Source organism: Prevotella sp. HMSC073D09 (assembly GCF_001814145.1).
Lineage (GTDB): Bacteria > Bacteroidota > Bacteroidia > Bacteroidales > Bacteroidaceae > Prevotella > Prevotella conceptionensis.
This window is the reverse complement of record NZ_KV815083.1, coordinates 1-20,994: the sequence shown is the minus strand read 5'-3', so window position 1 is coordinate 20,994 and position 20,994 is coordinate 1. Positions and strand designations below refer to the sequence as shown.

Below are 20,994 nucleotides of genomic sequence, written 5' to 3'. Positions count from 1 at the left end.
TACAAACGGGGGCATAAGCCGTTAAGTTGTTTTAATAACCCAAACAGCTTTTATGCCCTGCGATAAAATCGCGCTGTTGTGTGTCAACGCGATGCACATAGTAGCGCGTAACAGTCAACCTAATGGCTCCGAACATGTTTCGGAGCCATTTTTACTTTTTAAAACGATGAAAACAAAACAAATGTATCCTTGGCGCACGCTCGCCTCTTTCCTAGTTGTGCTGTTTTCCATGCCCTTGGGCCATGCGCTGATGATTATCATGGAGCATACCATGAATCCTTCTGCCATGCACGTTGCAGGTTTCCTTTTGGGGCTTGTTGGCCTTGTTATGGTTATTGTTGGCGTGTTCGTCAAGGGCGATACGCGGCAAACCATTTGGGGGTTGATAGGTGGCCTGCTCTTTTGGACAGGTTGGGTAGAGTTCCTTTTCCTTTATTATGCTCGCCGTTATGGTGTTCAGCCCGAAATAGAGAATGGCGAAGTTGTTACCAAACCCGAATATCTCATCATGCCCGCATCCTTTGGCTTGTGGATGATGGTGATGGTGATGTACATTTTCAGTACGCGCAACGGTTGCGATTTCATCACCTGGATACAAAAGGTTTGTTTCCGCGACCAGCGCAAAGTCATCGTTGCACAACCCATGACGCGCCATACCAGCATCGTAACCTTTATGGAAGTGAACATGATGTTGTGGGGTTGTTATCTGCTTTTGATGTTCTGTTACGACAAGAATTTCCTTGGCGATCACCATCCTGTTACCTTCCTCGTTGGCCTAGGTTGCTTTGTTGGTTCGCTTTTCATGTTGAAACGGCAATTGTATTTAGCCTCATGGGGAGCCAATATCCGCATGGCCATCGCCACAGTAATTGTCTTTTGGACGCCCGTTGAGATATTGGGCCGCATCAACTTCTTTAAGGAGTTTTGGACAGAACCCCAGCATTACGTCTTCGAGTTGTCTTCCATCCTTGTTGTTTTCCTGCTCCTCCTGCTGTATCTTTGGATGAAAGGAGCCAAGAAAAAGAAGGGATAACATGCCGCTTGTCTTGCTCTATGTAGCATAGGCATAGCTATACGAAATAGCGATAAGTGCGTTATACACTTGCTTGTAGGGTGAAACTAGCGTGTAAACGCACTTATCATGTTCTACTTACAGGTAGCTGTGCCAAAATGCCATCGAATTTATAAAACCATTGCAAGTGCTTTTCACAGCCTATGCCACGTTACTTACATCACAATAATACATGCTTGCATGAGAAAAGTTTTTTGTAATACAGCTTTTCTCTGGCTTTTAGTCCAACAAGCATTCCTTATGCTTTGGCAATAGGCATTTAGCTGTCGGCATCTTTAAGTGTAATACCATATAAAACCATTCTATATGAATACAATAAAAGTTTCTGTTTTGTTGATAGTTGTTCTTGTTGTAGCTGCAGGATGCAACCATACTGGTAAGCCTCGCACTTTTGATCGTGAACAAGCAAGACTTTACCCTCGTGTGCTTTACAAAGCCATTAACGACAATAAAGATTCTCTTGACTTTATCCTGTTATTAGAAACGTTTTATGAGGAGTTTGGGAATGATAAGAAACCTTATCAATTGTCGGTTGATGAAATGAAAATGGCCAAAAAAATATTGGAAAAGTATGTGGAGAATGGGGGAGACCACCTCGTTGTCGATTCTAAGGCGAGCACGAAAACGGGGAAAGAGGGGTGCGACGTAATGGAGAACATAAAGCCCTTACCTCTCACACATTATTATAAGCAGTACCTTGGGTACGAGCAAAAGGGGCATCTAATTGTGGAAATAAACTTGCTTGCTTTTGTTTATGTGAACTATGGGGAAAGTGTGAGTGCTTACCTTCAACGTGTTTACAGTCTCCCGCATGACGGCGGAAAGCATTTTGGCAGAGTGTTGGTCGACCTTACAGAGAAGAAGGTGATACGTTTCTCTTTGAATGCAGTTGCGTAAGGCCGCTCGTTTTATACTTACTTCTAGAATGTGGCAGTTACCGTTTATGTTTCAATACGATGCAGTAACGTTTTTGTTTCGTTTTGAGAAGTTCTTTCCATGTTCTATCAATGTCTCCCTCATACACCATGATAATGCCTTTGATAAGTTAGCGTTTTATTGGGCGACATCACTTTTTTTCGTACCTGCTTGGATTTTCTTCGTTGTTCCATCGTCTAACGAGCATTAATATTAACCAAAGCTGTGGTTTGGCGTAAGGATAACTCGTCTAACGCACATCACATCGTTAGTATGTTAACCACATTACCGACTTTCTAATTTAAATCATTGTGTCTTATACAACGAGGTCGTCTTGACTTTTAATATTTCTATAAATTACGAGAAGTTTATTGTCTTTGTGCCGTAAAACCAAGATAAACCCTCCTATCATATACGAAGAGCAGGACAAATCAACTCACTGACTTATAAACTCACAAAAAACAGCAACTCCCGAATACATCAACTCATCAACTTGCAAAGCCAAAGACCCATCAACTCAAAATCTTAAATTGTTGTCTTTTATTTTACAATCCATCTCTATTTTTCACTTCGTTCTAGCGAAAAAACAGGTTAAAAAGTAGGTAAAAAGCCTCTTTTTCTTGCCTTTCAAGCATCTTGTTTTGTCTATTTTTAAGCACAAAACCTGCATTTTGCACCATTTTGCCTTTCTAGATTGCTTGCCAACTCATTATTTTTTACGCCCCAAAACCCACTTTTAGCCCCTAAAATGCCACTTTTTAGTGTCTATTTTGCCCTTTCCAGCCATGTTTTTAATGGTTCTAAAAGGTTTTATTTATACATTTGCGGTGTATTTTTATGCTTTTTACCTTTCATTTAGCAGCACTTTGCCCTGTATTTAGCACCATTTTACCTTGCATTTAGCGCCAAAACGCACTGCATTTAGCATCAAAACGCATTGCGTTTAGCGGCATATTACACTGCGTTTTGCAGCAAAACGCACTACATTTTGCTGCAAATCGCCAAAAAACGGGTGTTAGTGGCGGTCAGTTTAAATAATTATTCATTTTGCCTGCATGTACAACTAACCCCATTTTGCATCAAAACGAACCTTCGCGAGAATCGGTTTTTTGCGGCAAGGTGGGCGATTGTTGGCGAAAACTGCACTCATAATGTTAAATTTCTTACTGAAAACAAGACAAAATAGATTGCGCTGTGTACACATGCAAAGGCAACGGCGACGGAAAGCACGTTTGCTTACAACCGTCAACGCGCGCGGTTGCAGGGCATTCTGCCCACGGCCAACGGAAACAGCATCATGCAAACACAGAAGTAATCTGCCATTGGCAACCAGTTTTCAACTTGTAGAAAATACATTGAATAACTTCCGCCAGGTCACTTTTTGAGGCATAACCACGTTTTGACACAGACAAATGGCGCAAAATTTCAGATTTTATCGTATCTTAGTCTAGTACTTCGTACATGCGCGGAGTGTTTATCTTGGCCTTACGGTACAAAGATAATAAGCACCTCTCACTTTGTAGAAATATTAAAAGTCAAGATGAACTCAATAAATAAATTACTCAAATTATTTTGATAAAATTGGCGTATAGTTTAAAATATTGATTATATTTGTAGCGAATATCAGAAGATTCACAAACTTAAAATAAGATAGCTTTGATAATACATTGATTTTAGCAGCAATACTTATAATAAACTAATCAACCTTGACTATTAGAGTAGGTTTGATTCAGTTTAATAAGATGTTGATATTGATCATTGAGTATGACAAGAGAAAAACAAGAACAAACTAATAGTATAGATATTATGTTTACAAGTGATAATCCAACTTCATATCGTGTGGAATACAAGTTTATTGTAGTGTATGATAAGTTTACTAAGCCTGTAGCTAACTCTATAAAGAACAAGGCTCGAGATCTGTCTATCAGTAGTACAGCTTGGAGTGAGGAACAGTATCTTAGTCAAGAACCAAGTCTGAGTAACGATAACCATGTTCTTTTTCTGTCAAAGTCATTGTTAAAGGAAAACTTATCAAATCCTCAACTTCAATTAAAGAAGTTAACTAATGGCACTAAATACAAGAGTCAGGGAAATGTAGCGGGTATTTTTGTTGAAAAGGTTGATTTTATTGAAGTTGCAAGGCAGCTTAGTGCTAGTTTGAACGAAAAATGGTTATATGTTGTTGGAACTCTAATTTGTACAACAACTATAGGTCAATTATTAGCTGCATGGCAGTACATGTCTAAGAAAAAGAAAGCAGAGCTGTACTTACTTTACAAGGCAACTGACAAGTTTGCGAAAGATAATCTTAAATCTTTTGTGGCTGGTAAATTGAAGTAGTTATGAAGTTATCTTTTGAAAGAGGATATGAATCTTTTTCCAACATAGTTGGTGCTGTACATGGAGTGCATAGTGCGGCAGGTTATGTTGGCAAAGTATCTGATGCTTGTAATGAATTGCAATCTAACATTAATAAGTTTAAGGGATTTGAAACAGGCATTAAACAGTTGAAAGGTGATGTTTTTGAGTTTCGTTCATCTGGAAGTTTTAATATTAGTGCTGCAATTAATGAATCTCAATATTGTACGATAGTTGATAGAAATCACGGCTATGCATCAGCTGATATAACAACGAATTGGGGTGAAGATTATGGATTAAAGGCTTTATTTAACGGAGTAGCTTCTGCTAAAGCGCAGTCTGTAAGCCATTTTCAGAGGTTCATAGAGTATAGAGCTGCATCGGGGAGAGCTGATTTGACATTTGAAACGTTTGTTACTGAAAAGGGATTAGATCCATTAGTCGTATTGAAAACAGACCCAATCTATTTAGGTCAAAAGCGTTTGTTCCCTTCAGACCAGTTGAAAGAAGCAGTAATTTATTTGAAAAAACAAATAGCAAACAGAACGATTACCAATCCTGATGAAGTAAGAAGATACCAGGAAACTCTTGAAAATTTAACTTCAATGATTATTGCTCCAGATGGAACCACGTCTTATGCTGTTAGTACAGAACACTTGCTCGATATAGCAGAAAAGGCTAAGAAGGGAGAATATGATGCAGCAAGAGATGGTTTTTCCACTGAGCAATTAATAAAGATTGAACATGTTCTTAAACAGGGAAATAAAGCTGGGCTTACTTCTGCAACAATTTCACTTGTTCTTAAAACTGCTCCAGAGATTTATAAGTGTCTTGATGAGCTTATTTCTACAGGAAGAATTAATGAGCAGCAACTCAAGTCACTCGGCTTTGCAGCCCTTGATGGGTCTACCGATGGATATATCCGTGGTTTTGTTTCTGCAACAGTAACTGTATCTTGCACCGCAGGGTTATGGGGGGAAACGCTTAAATCAGTTAGCCCTGAAGTTGTAGGGGCATTGACGGTTGTAGTGATGAATACACTTAAAGATTCATTTTTGTTAGCTAAAGGTAGTATTTCACGACATGACTTTACGTATAATTTGCAAAGAAACATGTTTGTTACTGCTTGTGGCTTAGGAGGTGGAACGCTTCTTCAAAGCTGCTTGCCCATGCTACCATTTGCTTACTTACTTGGAAGTTTTGTGGGTTCAATGGTAGGCTCCTTTGCTTTTTTTGCGTATGACCAAGCGATACTTTCATATTGTGTTTCTTCTGGAAGTACTTTCTTCGGCATTGTAGACCAAGACTATAAACTCCCTGAAGAAGTCTTGAAGGAATTAGGCCTGTCATTATTTGAATATGAGAAGTTTCTCCCTCATGAAAGTTCATTCAGTACTTATATACCAGGCCGTTATGAGATAAATCAATACAGTTCATCAATGATTAAGGTGTTAAGAAGGGGGGTAATAGGAATTAGACAAATTGGTTATCTATAAAGGCATGAGTTTTGGTGTTCAATAATGAAAGCTCATGACTTCTGAACCTTGCATGTGTATATTGTTGAGATAACCTTTTGATTTGAATAAGTAGCATAGTTGCTGTTTAATAGAAAGACTCAAAAGAATTGTGGATAAGCAAACGGCATGCTTGTTTGCCATTTGCTTATCCCCAATAGCCTTAAATGTAAAGCCATTTCAAGCTTATTTACCCATTTCTAGTTCTTGTTTTAAGAACTTGGGGGTAAATCCTGCCTTGCTTTTGGCCACCTCTTCGGGTGTTCCAGCCGAAAGGAGGAGGCCGCCGTTGCGCCCACCTTCGGGACCCATGTCGATGATATGGTCGGCAAGTTTAATCACATCGAGGTTGTGTTCGATGATTAGCACCGTGTTGCCGCGGTCTACCAGTTTCTGTAACACGTCCATTAGGATGCGAATATCCTCGAAGTGCAGTCCTGTTGTGGGTTCGTCGAGGATGTAGATGGTCTTTCCTGTGTCGCGTTTGCTTAGTTCGGTGGCCAACTTTACACGCTGACTCTCGCCGCCCGACAGTGTTGTGGAGGGTTGCCCCAGTTTGATATAGCCCAAGCCCACATCCTGAATGGTCTTTATTTTCTGCAAGATGTTGGGCACGTTTTCGAAAAACTCCACCGCTTGGTTGATGGTCATGTCCAGCACATCGGCAATGCTCTTGCCCTTATACCTCACTTCCAGCGTTTCGCGGTTATAGCGTTTGCCGTGGCAAACCTCGCAAGGCACCATCACATCGGGCAGTACATTCATCTCAATGGTTTTGTATCCGTTGCCCGAACAGGCCTCGCAACGGCCGCCCTTGACGTTAAACGAGAAACGACCAGGCTTATAACCCCTTATCATTGCCTCTGGAAGATTTACGAAAAGGTTGCGAATGTCGTTGAAAACGCCCGTGTAGGTTGCGGGATTAGAACGTGGCGTGCGCCCCAAGGGCGACTGGTCTACGTTTACTACCTTGTCAACGTTGTCAATTCCCTCCACATCATCGTATGGCATGGGCCTTTTCAGCGAGTGATAGAAGTGTTGCGAGAGTATGGGTTGCAGCGTTTCGTTGATGAGCGTCGACTTTCCAGAGCCGCTTACGCCCGTAACGACAATCAGTTTGCCCAAGGGTATCTCCACATCCACGTTTTTTAGGTTGTTGCCTTTGGCTCCGCGTATCCAAATGCTTTTGCCGTTGCCCGCTCGTCTGTGGGCGGGCACATCTATTTTCATTTGCCCATTAAGGTAATTAGCGGTGATGGTGTTGCCTTTCAGCATGTTTTGGGGCGTGCCTTGGTACACCACTTCGCCCCCTTTGCGGCCCGCCTTGGGGCCGATGTCTATGATGTAGTCGGCGGCCAGCATCATATCCTTGTCGTGTTCCACAACGATGACGGTGTTTCCAAGGTCGCGCAGTTCTTTAAGAGAGGCAATCAGCCGCTCGTTATCGCGCTGATGCAGGCCAATGCTTGGCTCGTCGAGGATGTAAAGCACGTTAACCAACTGCGAACCAATCTGTGTGGCGAGCCTGATGCGTTGGCTTTCGCCACCCGACAGCGACACCGACTGGCGGTTAAGCGTGAGGTAATCGAGCCCCACTTCGAGCAGAAAGCTCACGCGCGTTCGTATTTCCTTCACAATTTCGGCCGCAATCTTTCGCCCTTTGGTGTCAAGATGCTCTTCAACGTTGTCTAACCACGTCTTCAAGTCGCTGATATCCATGCTGGCTAGCTCGGCAATGTTCTTGTCCCACACGCGATACGCCAGCGATTCGCGTTTTAGTTTCTGCCCTTTGCAGTCGGGACACTGGCATGTAGCCAAGAATTGGTCGGCCCATTTCTGACTGCTGGCCGAATCGTCGTTGTCCATCACGCTTTTAAGATACTTTATCAGACCATCGTATGTGCTGAAAAAGTCGCTCGAAGTGTGTACGAGTTCCTTTGCAATCTTCACCCTTTCCATCGAACCATAAAGTATTTCGTCGAGCGCATCGGCAGGAACATCCTTGATGGAGGTCTTTAATTCGCAGTCGTACTTTTTGAGAATGGCGTCAATCTGCCAAAAAATCATTTGGTTTTTATACTTTCCCAACGGTGCGATAGCTCCTTCGTAGATGCTTTTATTGGTGTCGGGGATTACCTTTTTGAGGTCAATCTCATTGACATAACCCAGTCCCTTGCACTTAGGGCATGCGCCTTCGGGCGAGTTGAACGAGAAGTTGTTGGGTGCAGGCTCGGGGTAAGAGATACCCGTAACGGGGTCCATCAGTCGTTTAGAGTAGCTTTTCAGTTCGTCGTTATCTTTATCCAGAATCATAATAACGCCGTCGCCCTGTTTCATGGCCACCTCAACGGTCTTTTTCAGGCGTTGGTCGTCTTTTCCTTGAACCTTCAACTTGTCTATCACCACTTCGATATTGTGGTTTTTGTAGCGGTCTACCTTCATGCCGCGGGTAATCTCTGTTATTTCGCCGTCAACGCGCATGTACAGATAACCCTTTCGCCGCATGCTCTCGAACAGTTCTCGATAGTGCCCCTTTCGTTGGTGCACCAATGGCGCGAGAATGTAGATGCGCTTGTTGGCATAGCGTTCCAAAATCATTTGTATCACCTTCTCTTCGGTGTACTTCACCATTTTCTCGCCTGTGGCATAGCTATATGCAGTGCCGGCGCGTGCATAAAGCAGTCGCAGATAGTCGTAAATCTCTGTTGTTGTGCCTACGGTAGAGCGTGGGTTTTTGTTGGTTGTTTTCTGTTCGATGCTGATAACTGGGCTCAGGCCAGTTATCTTGTCTACGTCGGGGCGCTCCATGTTGCCCAAGAAGTTGCGTGCGTAGGCAGAGAACGTCTCCATATAGCGACGTTGACCTTCGGCAAAGATGGTGTCGAAGGCCAACGACGACTTGCCCGAACCCGACAGTCCGGTGATGACTGTGAGGCTATTGCGCGGTATTTCCACATCTATGTTTTTGAGATTGTGCACCCGCGCGCCCCACACATTTATCTTTTCGTCTTGCATTTTGTTGTCCTGTTGTTATTATTGTTGGGCGATGTGCTTTTTTGTTTGTCACCCTTAGCCGGCCCATGTCTTAGGGGCACATTATTCTATATAGCTCCTTAGCAGGTTAACGTCTTTCTTGATGTTAAACACTTTGCCGTCGGCACCTTTGGCATTAACCTGTACGAAGTACACGCCCTCTTTCACATCTTGTCCGTTAAACTTGCCATCCCAACCGCCAGCAGGGTCTTTCCATTCGTATATTTTCTGCCCCCAGCGGTTGAATATGTATGCCTTGAACTCTACAAGCGACTGATAACCGGGCTTAGCCCGATACACATCGTTCACGCCATCGCCGTTGGGTGTAAAGGCATTGGGCATTTCGAGCTTGCTCTCGGCAATGCTAACGCGTATGGGGTCGGCCGTTTTCCAGTACTCTTGCGTATATTCTACGGTGTCTGTGCCTTGCACAAAGGTGGCGTAAAGCTCCACATAATGGATGCCGGCCACGGTGAACGTCACCTCGGTGTCCTTTTCAAATCGCGAGAGATATGGTGTTTGGCGTTTGGGGTCGGTGTAAAACCGCCACTCGTAGTGTGCGTTCCAGCCGTCGGCATTGGCAACGTTGGCCTGAAATCGTGCCCTAAGCGGTGCCGAACCTTGGTAATCGCTGCTTTGTTCTTCGCCGTTTGGGGTGAAGAATGTGGCCACGGGGCTGATGGTTGGTGTGTCGTCGGCAAAGGCGAAGGTTGCCATAGCCGCGAAAAGCAGTGTGAATGTAGTGCGTATGATGGTTTTCATCCTAATCGTTATTTATGTTTGGCGAGTTGTTTGCCTCCATTTCGTCGGCCACAATGTCTGTCAATATCCTTATGTCTATGGCCGAACGGTTGTATTTCTCGGCCATAGAGTCTAGCAAATGCAATATTTCGTCTATTCCAGAGCGGGTTTCGTTGGGCTTTTCGCCTGTTTTTTTGAGGAAGTTCACAAACAGTTCGATGGCCTTTTGCGTGTTGTTGCCCAACCAATAATGGGCGGCCGCCAGGTAGAGAATGTCTCTTGCATCGCTTTCATTGTTGTTGTAAACAATGCTGTTCAGCAGGTCGATGGCGGTTTCAGCTTTGCCCTCTTGCAGTTGGGTTAGTGCCAACTGGCGTTTCACTTCCATGTTGTCGGGGTGCTCGTAGTTGAGTTTGAACAACAGTTCGATGGCTTTCTCGGCTTTTCCTGCACGGGCATAGCCCTTGGCCAGGAACAGTTCTTGCTCGGGCGAGATGTTTCCTTTGCCCTGTAACCGTTCTAACACCTGCTCTGCTTGCGCGAAATCGTGGCTTTTAATACATGTTTCCACATAGCCGTGAGCCACTTTGTCGTCTTCGGGCAAGCGGTTCATCAGCTCGGCGAAGTGCCTTTTAGCCTCGCCGTACTTACCTGTTTGCATGGCTGCCACGGCGCGAAAGTAGAGCCACTCGTTGCTGGTTAGGGTGGTGTCTAACTCGTATATCGAGGTAAATAGTTGCAGCAGCTGCCAAAGTCCCCTTTTATAAAGGAACTTACCAAAGGTTACGAACTGCGACGACAGCCCCACTTGTGCCAGCAATTGGTTGCCGAAAAACAGTCCGCGCATCACAATTCCACCGCCTCGGAAAGGGTTGACGAACTCTTCTTTCATGTTGTTGAGGAAGAAAAAGCGGTATAAGTCTTGCAGATACATGCGCCTGATGTAGGCCGGGTTGCTTTTGTCGACGTCCATGTCGCCCTGTATCTCGATGCCATTGGCGTTGATGGCGTTTTTCAGTTCGGCAGGAATTTGGTTGGCAATCATGGCCATAGCCAATTCCAACGAATACTTATCCGAGTTGCAGAACGAGCTGTGCGCAAATATGTTTTGCTCTAAACGGGTTTCGTCTAGCCCTTCAAGGGGTTTCAGTTCTGGGTGTTCGGGGTAGTATGGCACGAACCAATTGCTGGCCCGATTGAAGAATGGGAAACGTTTCATTTGCGAAAAGCCCCCGAAATACACGTCCACGCCCTTTTGTTGCATGTCCATCATGCGCATATAGCTTTTCTCCAGGTCCTCCATCGCCCGTTCCTCGGCATCGGGGTTGAGGATGTCTTGCAGCTTTTGTTCTTCTGTTTCAGTGCCCAAGACGATGTTTTGGCCGCGCATCATTGTGGGGAGAATGTCGCGATGTATTTCTTGCATGGCCTTTTCGGCGTTGATGCAATACACTATTTGGTATTGTAGTTCAAGCAATTCGCGCTGAACGGCTTGCGAACTAACGGTTTTGTGCAGTTGTTCGGCCAGGTTGGGATAAAGCGTTATCTCTATTTTTGGCAGCGTAAGTGCCCATCCCACCAAGGCGCGTTGCTTTACTTGTGGGTCTGTGGCGTACTGATAGAGGTAGAGTAGGGTGGAAAACTTACGCGCATCGAAGGCTAAGAGCAAGGCTAAGAGCAAGGCACCGACGAGCAATTGTGCATCCATGCTGTCGATAGTGGGCGACAGCAGCAGTTCTTGGTAGAACTTCTGTGTCTCTTCATTCCAATGCGTGTCGGTCATCAGGTGATAAAACAGGGCTGTCGTCAGTTCGTGATGCTCTGCGTATATCGCCTTTTTCTTTTCGCTGTTAGTTGCCGACGGGTCGAGCGAAAGTAGTGCGGTGTCTTGCACGAAACTTTCCAATCGTTGCCTGATATCGTCTAGCGGCATGGTGGCCACGTTGAACGGCGAGTAATAGTTAAAGCCCGTCGTGTTTTGCTTTCTGCGCGTTATCATCACGTCGCAGTGCAGGTGGTACAGTCTTTTAAGCAGACTGTTGTACACTTCCTCGCGCTTGGGGTCGTCGAAACCGCGCTTAATGAAGTCTTTCATCAAGCGATAGTCTTCCTCGATGCTTTCCAAACGTTCGTAATACTTCCTTAGTCCGAAACTGTTTATGTCGTTACGCATTCTGTTGAGTGCCTCCCCTAGTTCTTTCGACAAGAGGATAAGTCCGGGGATGCTTTCTCTCTCAGGCTTGATACTCCACCTGATGTTGTTAATGTCGTCTTTATTCATTGCGTTGGAAAGTCTTTAATGGCGTTTCTGTCTTTCTCTCTCACGGGCGACATCTTGGCAAAGGCTGTTTTAGGCAGTGCCTTTACGGCAGCGTCGTTCAGTTGGAAGTGGGTCTTCAGCACCTCGGCATAATGTTGTATGCCCCTGATGTTGAGCGAATCGCACGCCCTATCGTATGCCTTAACAAAGGCAGGCAGTGCTTGGCGCACCTTCTTTTGGTCTTTGGCGGCCATGCTGAACACGGCCACGCCTAGCCTAATGTCCTTCGTTTGGGTGTCGGCCAGCACGTTATTCTTGCCCATTCGGGCCACAGTGGCTTGCGGTTCGGGCATGAAAGCGGCATCTATTTCGTAGCCAACGAGCATCTTCAAGCGGATAAACACATTGTTAACCTGTATGCGGAAAACCTCGTTTTTGGGCTTACTGCGGTCGATGAGGTCGGCAGTAAGAAAGTCGGTTGCCGAGAAACGGGTCATGCCCACCATCTTATCTCCTAGTTGTCGCACGTCCTTTATGCGCGCATTGCGGTTACTTATCAGCTGCCAATGCAGGTTTGTTGCGCCCACTTCGTGCAGATTGGCTCCCTTTTGGCGCAGGCGTTGGGCACGAACCAAGTCGGTGAACACGCCCTGAACCCTGCCTCTAAGTATGGCCGTGTCGCAATCCATCTGTGCCGTGTACTTCATTAATCGCACGTTGATGTGCTCTTCGCCGAACAATCCCGTTGCATCTGCCACGTATAGCGGTAGGCAATCGAGTGTGGGCATCACCGCAATTCGCAGTGTCGAGTCGTTTGTCGTTTGCCGTTCGCTTTGCTTTTGCGGCGCATTGCCCTTGCCGTTGCAGGCAAAGAGCAGCGTGGTTAGCGTGGCCAAGGCGAGCGTGCGAATGTGAAATAGGGTCATTGTAATTGGTGTTTGCAGTTAAATACCTTGTTTGCCGTATTCAAGGCGGCCTCTTCGTGAGGTTTTATCCTTGCAAATTTAGCAATAATTTTGTTGTGAAAAAAAAGATTTCGTAATTTTGTAGGCCATGGCAAAAGATAAAACAGCATACGTCTGCGACAATTGTGGACACGAGTCGGTGAAATGGATTGGCAAGTGTCCGAGTTGTGGGCAGTGGAACACCTTTAAAGAGATACGCGTAGCACCCGCTGTGTCGAGTGGCGCGCGCCGACAAGTTGCGGGTGGGGTAGGCAATGCCTCTTCCGCAAGAAACAAACCTATGCCCATATCGAAGGTGCAAGCCAAAGACGAACCGCGTATCGACCTGCACGACGACGAGCTTAACCGCGTACTTGGTGGCGGACTAGTGCGTGGCTCTATCGTTTTGCTTGGTGGCGAACCGGGTATTGGCAAAAGTACCCTTGTTTTGCAAACCATTTTGCGAATGCCCGAAAAGCGAATACTCTACGTTAGTGGCGAAGAGAGTACGCATCAGCTGAAAATGCGCGCCGATCGCATAGAAGAGAACGTGGCAGACAACGTTATCGTGCTGAGCGAAAACGCGTTGGAGAAGATTTTGATGCAGGTAGACGAAGTTAAGCCCGACTTGCTTATCGTGGATTCCATCCAAACCATCGAGAGCGAAGTTATTGATAGCTCGCCAGGAAGTATCGTTCAGGTGCGCGAATGTGCCTCGGCGTTGCTTAGGTATGCCAAAACGTCGTCTGTTCCTGTGCTGCTCATTGGCCATATCAACAAAGAGGGGGTGCTGGCTGGCCCCAAAATATTAGAACATATCGTAGATACGGTGCTGCAATTTGAGGGCGACCAGCATTATATGTACCGCATATTGCGCTCTATTAAGAACCGTTTTGGCTCTACTTCCGAGTTGGGCATCTACGAAATGCAGCAAAATGGACTCCGCCCAGTGTCTAATCCCAGCGAACTGCTGCTTACTCGCGACCACGAAGGCCTTTCGGGCATCGCCATTAGCTGTGCCATCGAGGGTCTACGGCCGTTTTTGGTAGAAACGCAAGCCTTGGTTTCGACTGCCGCCTACGGCACACCGCAACGTAGCACCACGGGTTTCGACCAACGCCGACTGAACATGCTCTTGGCCGTACTTGAAAAACGTGTGGGCTTTAAGCTTATACAGAAAGACGTTTTTGTGAACATCGCCGGCGGTTTGCGCGTAACCGACTTGGCAATGGACCTTAGTATCATTGCCGCCGTGCTGTCTAGCAATGTAGATACGCCCATAGATAAGGAATGGTGTATGGCTGGTGAGGTGGGACTTAGTGGCGAAGTGCGCCCCGTGAACCGCATAGAACAACGCATTGCCGAGGCCGAAAAGCTTGGCTTTACCGATATGGTGATACCCAAAAACAACCTTTCGGGCATCGACCCATCGCGTTATCGCATCAAACTGCACCCCGTTCGCAAGGTAGAAGAGGCGTTGCGCATCTTGTTCGGATAACGCTTTATCACCAAGCTTTGCTGACTTTCATGGTCCTTTTTTGAAGGTGTTGTGGCGCAGTTGGTAAGTTTTTATTTAATGATATAATAAGCAAATGAAAGATTCGGTAATTGTAGTGAGTGGCGGAATGGACAGCGTTACGCTGCTTTACGAAAAGAAAGACGAGATTGCATTGGGCATTTCTTTCGACTATGGCAGCAACCATAACCACAACGAACTGCCTTTGGCGGCCTTGCATTGCCAACGCTTGGGCATTGAGCATGTGGTTGTTCCACTTGGCTTTATGCACCAATATTTTAAGAGTAGTTTGTTGGAGAGTGGCGACAGCATACCCGACGGTAGTTACGACGAGGAGAATATGAAGTCGACCGTTGTGCCTTTTCGCAACGGCGTGATGCTTGCAGTGGCGGCAGGCATAGCCGAAAGCAATGGGTTGACTAAGGTGCTTATTGCCAATCACGGCGGCGACCACACCATTTATCCCGATTGTCGCCCCGAATTTATCGCCGCTATGGATGCTGCTGTTGAGGCAGGCACATTCGCTCGTGTACGCGTTGTGGCACCATATACCAACATCAGCAAGGCCGACATTGCGCGCCGCGGCAGGGCTTTGGGCATAGATTATGCCGAAACGTGGTCGTGTTATAAGGGTGGCCACGTGCATTGCGGCACTTGCGGCACTTGTGTTGAGCGTAAGGAGGCTTTGCGCGAGGCCGGAATAGAAGACAACACCACATACCAATCGTAATGCCGATGTTTGCGAAAGCGTAGCTTGGCGCGTGATTTTCGCGAGTTAATGATAACCAACACAGCACATATATATAATGAGTAAACCGGCAAAATGGCAACAACTGCTAAGTCTTATCACCTGTTTTTTGCTTGTGCTTGGCGTGAGCATTTGCAGGGATGGTAAGATACAAGGACACGACCTGTTGCAGAAGGAAAAGGCAATTGCAGCCGGCGAAGACACGATAAGGACGTTGGACGACGGCACGGTGGTTGTTAATACCACTGCCCTAGGCAAAGATGTAGTGGGTTATAGCGGAACGGTGCCTTTGGAAATATCGTTGAAAGACGACCATGTGGTTGGTGTAAAGGCACTGGACAATGCCGAAACGCCTGAGTTTTTTGAAGAGGCTTCGCAGCTGCTCACCAAGTGGAACGGTAAATCTATTGATGAGGCACAACGCATGCAGGTGGATGCAGTGTCGGGTGCAACGTTCACTTCTAAAGCCATTGTAGAGAACATGCGTAGGGGATTGCTGTATGCGGCCAAGGCTAAGGCCGACGCCAACATTTGGTCTAAGTTAGACCTTTCTGCCAAATCGCTTGTTGCATTGGCCGTTGCATTGATGGCTGCCATACTTCCGCTCTTCATTAAGAATAGGCTTTACCGACTTGTGCAGCATGTGTTGAATGTGGCAATACTAGGCTTTTGGTGCGGTACGTTCCTCAATTACACCTCAATGGTGAGCTACATGTCTAACGGCATGAACGTTCTTGCCCTGCTCGTTCCTGTTGTGATGCTTGTCACGGCTTTTGTTTATCCGCTTTTTGGTAAGAAATCGTACTATTGCACCAACGTGTGCCCCTATGGCTCGTTGCAAGAATTAGCAGGCAAGTGCGTGCGTTACAAGATAAAGATGAGGCCCAAGACTATGAAACGCCTAGACCTGTTCAGGCAAATACTTTGGGCCGTGCTGATGTTTTGTTTGTGGACAGGCGTGTGGTTCGATTGGATAGACTATGAACCTTTTTCTGCATTCATCTTCGGGTCGGCCTCTTGGGTGGTCATTGGCATAGCCTTAGCTTTCGTTTTGCTTTCAACGGTGGTCGTTCGTCCCTATTGCCGTTTCGTTTGTCCAACGGGTTCGCTCTTTAAGTATAGCCAATATTCAACTCCGTTTGATAAGAAATAAAAGTCATGAAGATTTCAACAATACTCAATTTTGCGCTGGCCTTGGCTTTGGTGTTTCTTTGCGCCAAGCTAGTCATGAGTGGTGCTGTCGGTTCGCAAGCCTCTGCTAGCGATGATGTGGTGTACAACAACATCCTTTCGCGCACATCTGTTCGTGCCTATCAAGGCAAAGCCGTGGAGAAAGATAAGGTGGAAAAGTTGCTCCGCGCTGGTATGGCGGCGCCTACGGCTGTGAATAAGCAGCCGTGGTACTTCGTGGTGGTTGCCGAAAAGAAGTTGTTGGCGGCTCTTGCCGAGACCAACGCCCAGGCTGATTTTGCAAAAGATGCACCCCTTGCCATCGTGGTTTGTGGCGACATGACCAAGGCCATTGAGGGAGCAGGGCGCGATTTTTGGGTTCAAGACTGCGCTGCTGCCACCGAAAACATCTTGCTTACTGCCCATGCTATGGGGCTTGGGGCGGTGTGGACAGGCGCTTATCCCCTAGAAAAACGTAGTTCCGAAATGAGCAAAGTGCTGAAATTGCCCGAAACGATGGTGCCTCTAAGCATGATTGTTATTGGCTATCCCAAGGGCGAAACGAAGGCAAAAAACAAGTGGGATGCCCAAAAGGTATCGTATAACGTGTATGGCGGACAAGAGATGTAGCGGAGCAAAGCGGAAACGAACGGCATAAAATATGGGACATCGTGCCTGGCATAATGTGGTTTCCCCCACATTCAGCGTGCGTGGTCTGCACGTGGGGCAGTGTCGTTTCGCTTGTCTGCCTGGCGAATGCGTTTGGCAAGTGTACATTGCAAATTACGTTTGGTGGTGCCAGTAAAGCCGTATCTTGTAAGCAAAAAGGCGATTTTCCTATCAAAAAAAGCTGTATATCAAGATAAATCACTAACTTTGTGCATGTCAATTCAGGCATAAAACAAAATATTCATAACATTAATAAAGATGAAAATCGAACAATTCAACTTTGCCGGCAAAAAGGCAATTGTACGTGTGGACTTTAACGTGCCATTGGACGAGAACGGAAACATCACCGACGACACCCGTATTCGTGGTGCTCTCCCCACTTTGAAGAAGATATTGGCCGACGGTGGCGCCGTTATTATGATGAGCCACATGGGCAAACCCAAAGGCAAGGTGAACCCCAAATTGTCGCTCTCGCAAATCGTCAACAAGGTATCAGAACGCTTGGGCGTACCCGTAAAGTTCGCCGACGATTGCGCTAACGCCACCGATGCAGCCGCCAACCTCAAGATGGGCGAGGCCCTGTTGCTAGAAAATCTACGATTCTACCCCGAAGAAGAGGGCAAGCCTGTGGGCATTGACAAGGCCGACCCCGCTTACGATGAGGCAAAGAAGGAAATGAAGGCTAAGCAAAAAGACTTTGCCAAGAAGTTGGCCTCGTATGCCGACGTATATGTTAACGATGCTTTCGGTACGGCTCACCGCCGTCATGCCTCAACTGCTGTCATCGCCGATTACTTCGATGCCGACTCGAAGATGTTGGGTTACTTGATGGAAAAAGAGGTGACAGCCATCGACAACGTGTTGAAGAATGCGCAACACCCCTTCACGGCCATCATCGGTGGCTCGAAAGTAAGCTCCAAGTTGGGCGTAATTAAGAACTTGCTTGACAAGGTAGACAACCTCATCATTGGCGGCGGCATGGGCTATACCTTTGTAAAAGCACAGGGCGGGAAGATTGGCGACTCGCTGCATGAGGACGATTTGATGCCCGAAGCGCTGAACGTTATCGCTGCTGCAAAGGAAAAGGGCGTTAACCTAAGCTTGTCTGTGGCCACCGTTGCTGCCGATAAGTTCGACAATAACGCCAACCGTAAGGTGGTGCCCATCGACCAAATACCCGACGGATGGGAAGGTATGGATGCCTCGGAAGAGTCGTTGGCCATCTGGAAGAAAATCATTCTCGAATCTAAGACCATCCTTTGGAACGGTCCCGTAGGTGTATTCGAGTTTGAAAACTTTGCTCACGGTACGGGCGAAATTGCCAAGTACGTTGCCCAAGCAACACAAGAAAACGGCGCATACTCGCTTGTAGGCGGTGGCGACTCGGTTGCTGCGGTTAACAAATTTGGTCTTGCCGACAAGGTTTCTTACGTTTCTACGGGTGGTGGTGCCATGCTCGAGGCCATCGAGGGTAAGGTTCTGCCCGGCGTTGCTGCCCTGCAAGGCGAATAAGTTTCCTCGGAAGGGTGATGGTTTTGACAGCACATTGCGGCCTTGTTTGGCCAAAGCGTGCCTGCATAACACGCCTTAAACGATAGAAATAAATATGTATCGGCAAGCCTAAACCCATGTGTTAGGCTTGCCGATTTTTTCTTTCTCCTACCCCCCTTACACCTTTTATCGCATGCTTATGCGCCCATTACGATTTACCCTTTTTATGCTCTGCCTGTGGCTTTCGCTTGCAGGCTGGGCTCAGCGCAACCGCATTTTAAACCCCGACATAGCCTCGTTGCTGGTGGTGGCCGGCAACAATTGGCTCTCAATGCCTGTTATCGGCTTGGGGGAAGGCGTGCCGGTGAACATCGCTTTCGACGACCTGACGCACGAATATCGGCGTTATGCCTATAAAGTGGAGCATTGCAACGCCGATTGGAGCACGTCTGGCGACCTCTTTGTGAGTGATTATATAGACGGATTTAATACAGACAACGTGATAGAGGATGTGGAACAGTCGATAAACACAAACGTGCTGTATACACATTATCATCTGCAGATTCCCAACGAGCGGTGCAAACTGACGATGAGCGGCAACTATCGCGTTACCATCTACGATGCCAACGACGACGACAAGCCCGTGGCCGAATGCTGTTTTATGGTGGTTGAACCACGCATGGGCGTTAAACTCAGCGTAGATGCCAATACGGATAAGGGCATTAACAGCCGTTGGCAGCAGGTGGCAATGGAGGTGAAGTATGGCGGAGGCTTGTCTGTTACCGACGTTCAGCGGCAAATCCACACTGTGGTGATGCAAAATGGACGATGGGATAACGCCGTTGTGAACGCCAAACCCCAATTTGTGATGGGCGACGGACTGCGTTGGTCGCACAACGCACAGCTTGTTTTCGAGGCAGGTAACGAGTATCGCAAGTTCGAAATGCTGGATGTACGACATGCCAACATGGGCGTTGAGAAGATAGATTGGGACGGCGATGCCTACCACGCCTACCTTTGGCCCGACGAACCACGCGGCAGTTACGTGTTCGACGAAGATGCCAACGGTGCGTTTTACATCCGCAACAGCGACAATAGGGAAAACAACAGCACCTCCGAATACATTCATGTGCACTTCACTTTGCGTTCGCCGCGTTTGGCTGGCGATGTGTTTGTGAACGGCGTGTGGACAAACGACCAGCTTTCCGCGCCTTACAAGATGCAGTTCGACGAGGGGGCGCAGTGCTATCGCTTGTCGCTCTTGCTCAAACAGGGTTATTATTCGTACCAATACGTTTGGCAACAGCCCAACGGACAGATAGCGACTGTACCTTCGGAGGGTTCGTTTTACCAAACCGAGAACCGCTATCAGGCCCTTGTTTATTATCGAAAAATGGGCGAAAGGGCCGATAGGCTGGTGGGGTTTGCAGAGATAAGGCGGTAGTTGAGTGGTTAAGGAGTTAAGGTGTTAAGGGGTTAGGGAGTTGAGGAGTTAAGGGGTTAAGGTGTTGAGGAGTTAAGGAGTTAAGGAGTTAAGCCAAATGCGTGGTTATAGAGTGCTATGTAGCCTTGTTAACACGTTAACTCGTCAACTTATCAACTCGTCAACTCGCCAACCAGTCAACTTGTCAACCCGTCAACCAATAATCCGACATTGAAGTCATCTAGACTTTTTAAATCTCGACAAATTGAGAGGAGTTTATTATCTTTAAAGTCGTCTTGACTTTTAATGTTTCTATAAATTGAGAGAAGTGTGGGACAAGCCAACTCACTGGCTTATAAACTCACAAAAGCCCAACAACTCCCGAAGACGTCAACTCACAAATTCACAAACGCCCCAACTCCAAAGCCCATTAAACCAAAACATCATCAACTTAAAAGTTCATCAACTCAAAAGTTTCCCAACTCCAAAACCCATTAACTCCAAAACATCATCAGCTCAAAAACTTATCAACTCAAAAACTTATCAGCTCAAAAACTTATCAACTCAAAAACTCATCAACTCAAAAACTTAAATTGCTATCTTTTATTTTACAATGTCGTTCGAATTTTCGTTCCGTTCTAGCGAGAATATTGGCCATAAAGTAGGTAAATTGCCACTATTTTGGGTCTTTTACGTCTTCCGATATGTTCAATTTTAAGAAAAAGACCTGCATTTTGTACCATTTAGCCTTTCTAGATTGGTTGCCAACTCATTATTTTTTACCCCCAATTACCCACTTTTAGCCCCTAAAACCTCACTTTTTAACCACCATTTTGCCCTTTTTTGCCATGTGTTTCATGATTCTTAAAGGTTTTGTTTATACCATTGCGGCGCATATTTATTCTTTTCGTCTTGCGTTTAGCCGCATTTTGCACTGCATTTTGCACCATTTTACCTTGCGTTTAGCACCAAAACGCACTGCATTTAGCACCAAAACGCACTGCGTTTAGCGGCATATCGCACTGCGTTTAGCGGCATATTGCACTGCGTTTTGCAGCAAATTGCAGTACATTTAGCAGCAAATAGCCCCAAATATGGTACAAATTGCGGTTTCTTGAAATAAATATTCATTTTATCGTA

Annotated in this window: 14 protein-coding genes and 1 pseudogene; 10 read left to right on the top strand and 5 right to left on the bottom strand. The window is 46.4% G+C overall.

Annotated features, from left to right (window positions below):
- The first annotated feature begins 166 nt into the window (after positions 1-166).
- Together HMPREF2955_RS06905 and HMPREF2955_RS06900 are read left to right on the top strand one after the other, a co-directional pair.
- On the top strand, positions 167-1,033 hold the full coding sequence (locus HMPREF2955_RS06905) for a hypothetical protein (RefSeq protein ID WP_070722135.1): 867 nt from the start codon (positions 167-169) through the stop codon (positions 1,031-1,033).
- Positions 1,034-1,378: 345 nt separating this feature from the next.
- Positions 1,379-1,969, top strand: a complete 591-nt coding sequence (locus HMPREF2955_RS06900; RefSeq protein ID WP_070722133.1) for a hypothetical protein — start codon at positions 1,379-1,381, stop codon at positions 1,967-1,969.
- 1,316 nt (positions 1,970-3,285) lie between these two features.
- Here HMPREF2955_RS06900 and HMPREF2955_RS16830 read toward each other — a convergent pair.
- Positions 3,286-3,423, bottom strand: a pseudogene (locus tag HMPREF2955_RS16830) (transposase); the annotation flags it as partial.
- A 328-nt stretch (positions 3,424-3,751) separates the two neighbouring features.
- Between HMPREF2955_RS16830 and HMPREF2955_RS06890 the strand changes: the two are divergent.
- Together HMPREF2955_RS06890 and HMPREF2955_RS06885 are read left to right on the top strand one after the other, a co-directional pair.
- Positions 3,752-4,327: a hypothetical protein gene (locus HMPREF2955_RS06890; RefSeq protein ID WP_070722129.1), complete on the top strand. Its 576-nt coding sequence runs from the start codon at positions 3,752-3,754 to the stop codon at positions 4,325-4,327.
- A 2-nt stretch (positions 4,328-4,329) separates the two neighbouring features.
- On the top strand, positions 4,330-5,841 hold the full coding sequence (locus tag HMPREF2955_RS06885; RefSeq protein WP_070722127.1) for a hypothetical protein: 1,512 nt from the start codon (positions 4,330-4,332) through the stop codon (positions 5,839-5,841).
- Positions 5,842-6,045: 204 nt separating this feature from the next.
- Here HMPREF2955_RS06885 and uvrA read toward each other — a convergent pair whose 3' ends face one another.
- The 4 genes from uvrA to HMPREF2955_RS06865 form a co-directional block, all read right to left on the bottom strand.
- The gene (uvrA, locus tag HMPREF2955_RS06880; RefSeq protein WP_070722126.1) at positions 6,046-8,874 is read right to left on the bottom strand and encodes an excinuclease ABC subunit UvrA; all 2,829 of its coding nucleotides are present in this window, start codon (positions 8,872-8,874) and stop codon (positions 6,046-6,048) included.
- Positions 8,875-8,955: 81 nt separating this feature from the next.
- The gene (locus tag HMPREF2955_RS06875; protein ID WP_070722124.1) at positions 8,956-9,654 is read right to left on the bottom strand and encodes a T9SS type B sorting domain-containing protein; all 699 of its coding nucleotides are present in this window, start codon (positions 9,652-9,654) and stop codon (positions 8,956-8,958) included.
- Between the two features lies 1 nt (position 9,655).
- The gene (locus HMPREF2955_RS06870) at positions 9,656-11,914 is read right to left on the bottom strand and encodes a tetratricopeptide repeat protein (RefSeq protein ID WP_070722122.1); all 2,259 of its coding nucleotides are present in this window, start codon (positions 11,912-11,914) and stop codon (positions 9,656-9,658) included.
- Positions 11,911-12,819 (bottom strand): ABC transporter substrate-binding protein, encoded by a 909-nt coding sequence (locus HMPREF2955_RS06865; RefSeq protein ID WP_070722120.1) that lies wholly within the window; start codon positions 12,817-12,819, stop codon positions 11,911-11,913. The genes HMPREF2955_RS06870 and HMPREF2955_RS06865 overlap by 4 nt, the downstream gene beginning before the upstream one ends.
- 127 nt (positions 12,820-12,946) lie before the next feature.
- Here HMPREF2955_RS06865 and radA point away from each other — a divergent pair, with 127 nt between their 5' ends.
- The 6 genes from radA to HMPREF2955_RS06835 all read left to right on the top strand — a co-directional run bounded on the left by radA (position 12,947) and on the right by HMPREF2955_RS06835 (position 19,875).
- Positions 12,947-14,335, top strand: coding sequence for a DNA repair protein RadA (radA, locus tag HMPREF2955_RS06860; RefSeq protein WP_070722118.1), 1,389 nt, complete (start codon positions 12,947-12,949; stop codon positions 14,333-14,335).
- A 94-nt stretch (positions 14,336-14,429) separates the two neighbouring features.
- Positions 14,430-15,083, top strand: coding sequence for a 7-cyano-7-deazaguanine synthase QueC (gene queC / locus HMPREF2955_RS06855; protein ID WP_044259719.1), 654 nt, complete (start codon positions 14,430-14,432; stop codon positions 15,081-15,083).
- Positions 15,084-15,159: 76 nt separating this feature from the next.
- Positions 15,160-16,254 (top strand): FMN-binding protein, encoded by a 1,095-nt coding sequence (locus HMPREF2955_RS06850; protein ID WP_070722116.1) that lies wholly within the window; start codon positions 15,160-15,162, stop codon positions 16,252-16,254.
- A 5-nt stretch (positions 16,255-16,259) separates the two neighbouring features.
- Positions 16,260-16,901 carry a nitroreductase family protein gene (locus HMPREF2955_RS06845; RefSeq protein ID WP_070722113.1) on the top strand — a complete coding sequence of 214 codons (642 nt, stop codon included), beginning with the start codon at positions 16,260-16,262 and terminating at the stop codon, positions 16,899-16,901.
- A gap of 297 nt (positions 16,902-17,198) precedes the next feature.
- On the top strand, positions 17,199-18,452 hold the full coding sequence (gene pgk / locus HMPREF2955_RS06840; protein ID WP_009230113.1) for a phosphoglycerate kinase: 1,254 nt from the start codon (positions 17,199-17,201) through the stop codon (positions 18,450-18,452).
- A gap of 172 nt (positions 18,453-18,624) precedes the next feature.
- Positions 18,625-19,875 (top strand): type IX secretion system plug protein, encoded by a 1,251-nt coding sequence (locus tag HMPREF2955_RS06835; protein ID WP_371326384.1) that lies wholly within the window; start codon positions 18,625-18,627, stop codon positions 19,873-19,875.
- Positions 19,876-20,994 lie beyond the last annotated feature (1,119 nt).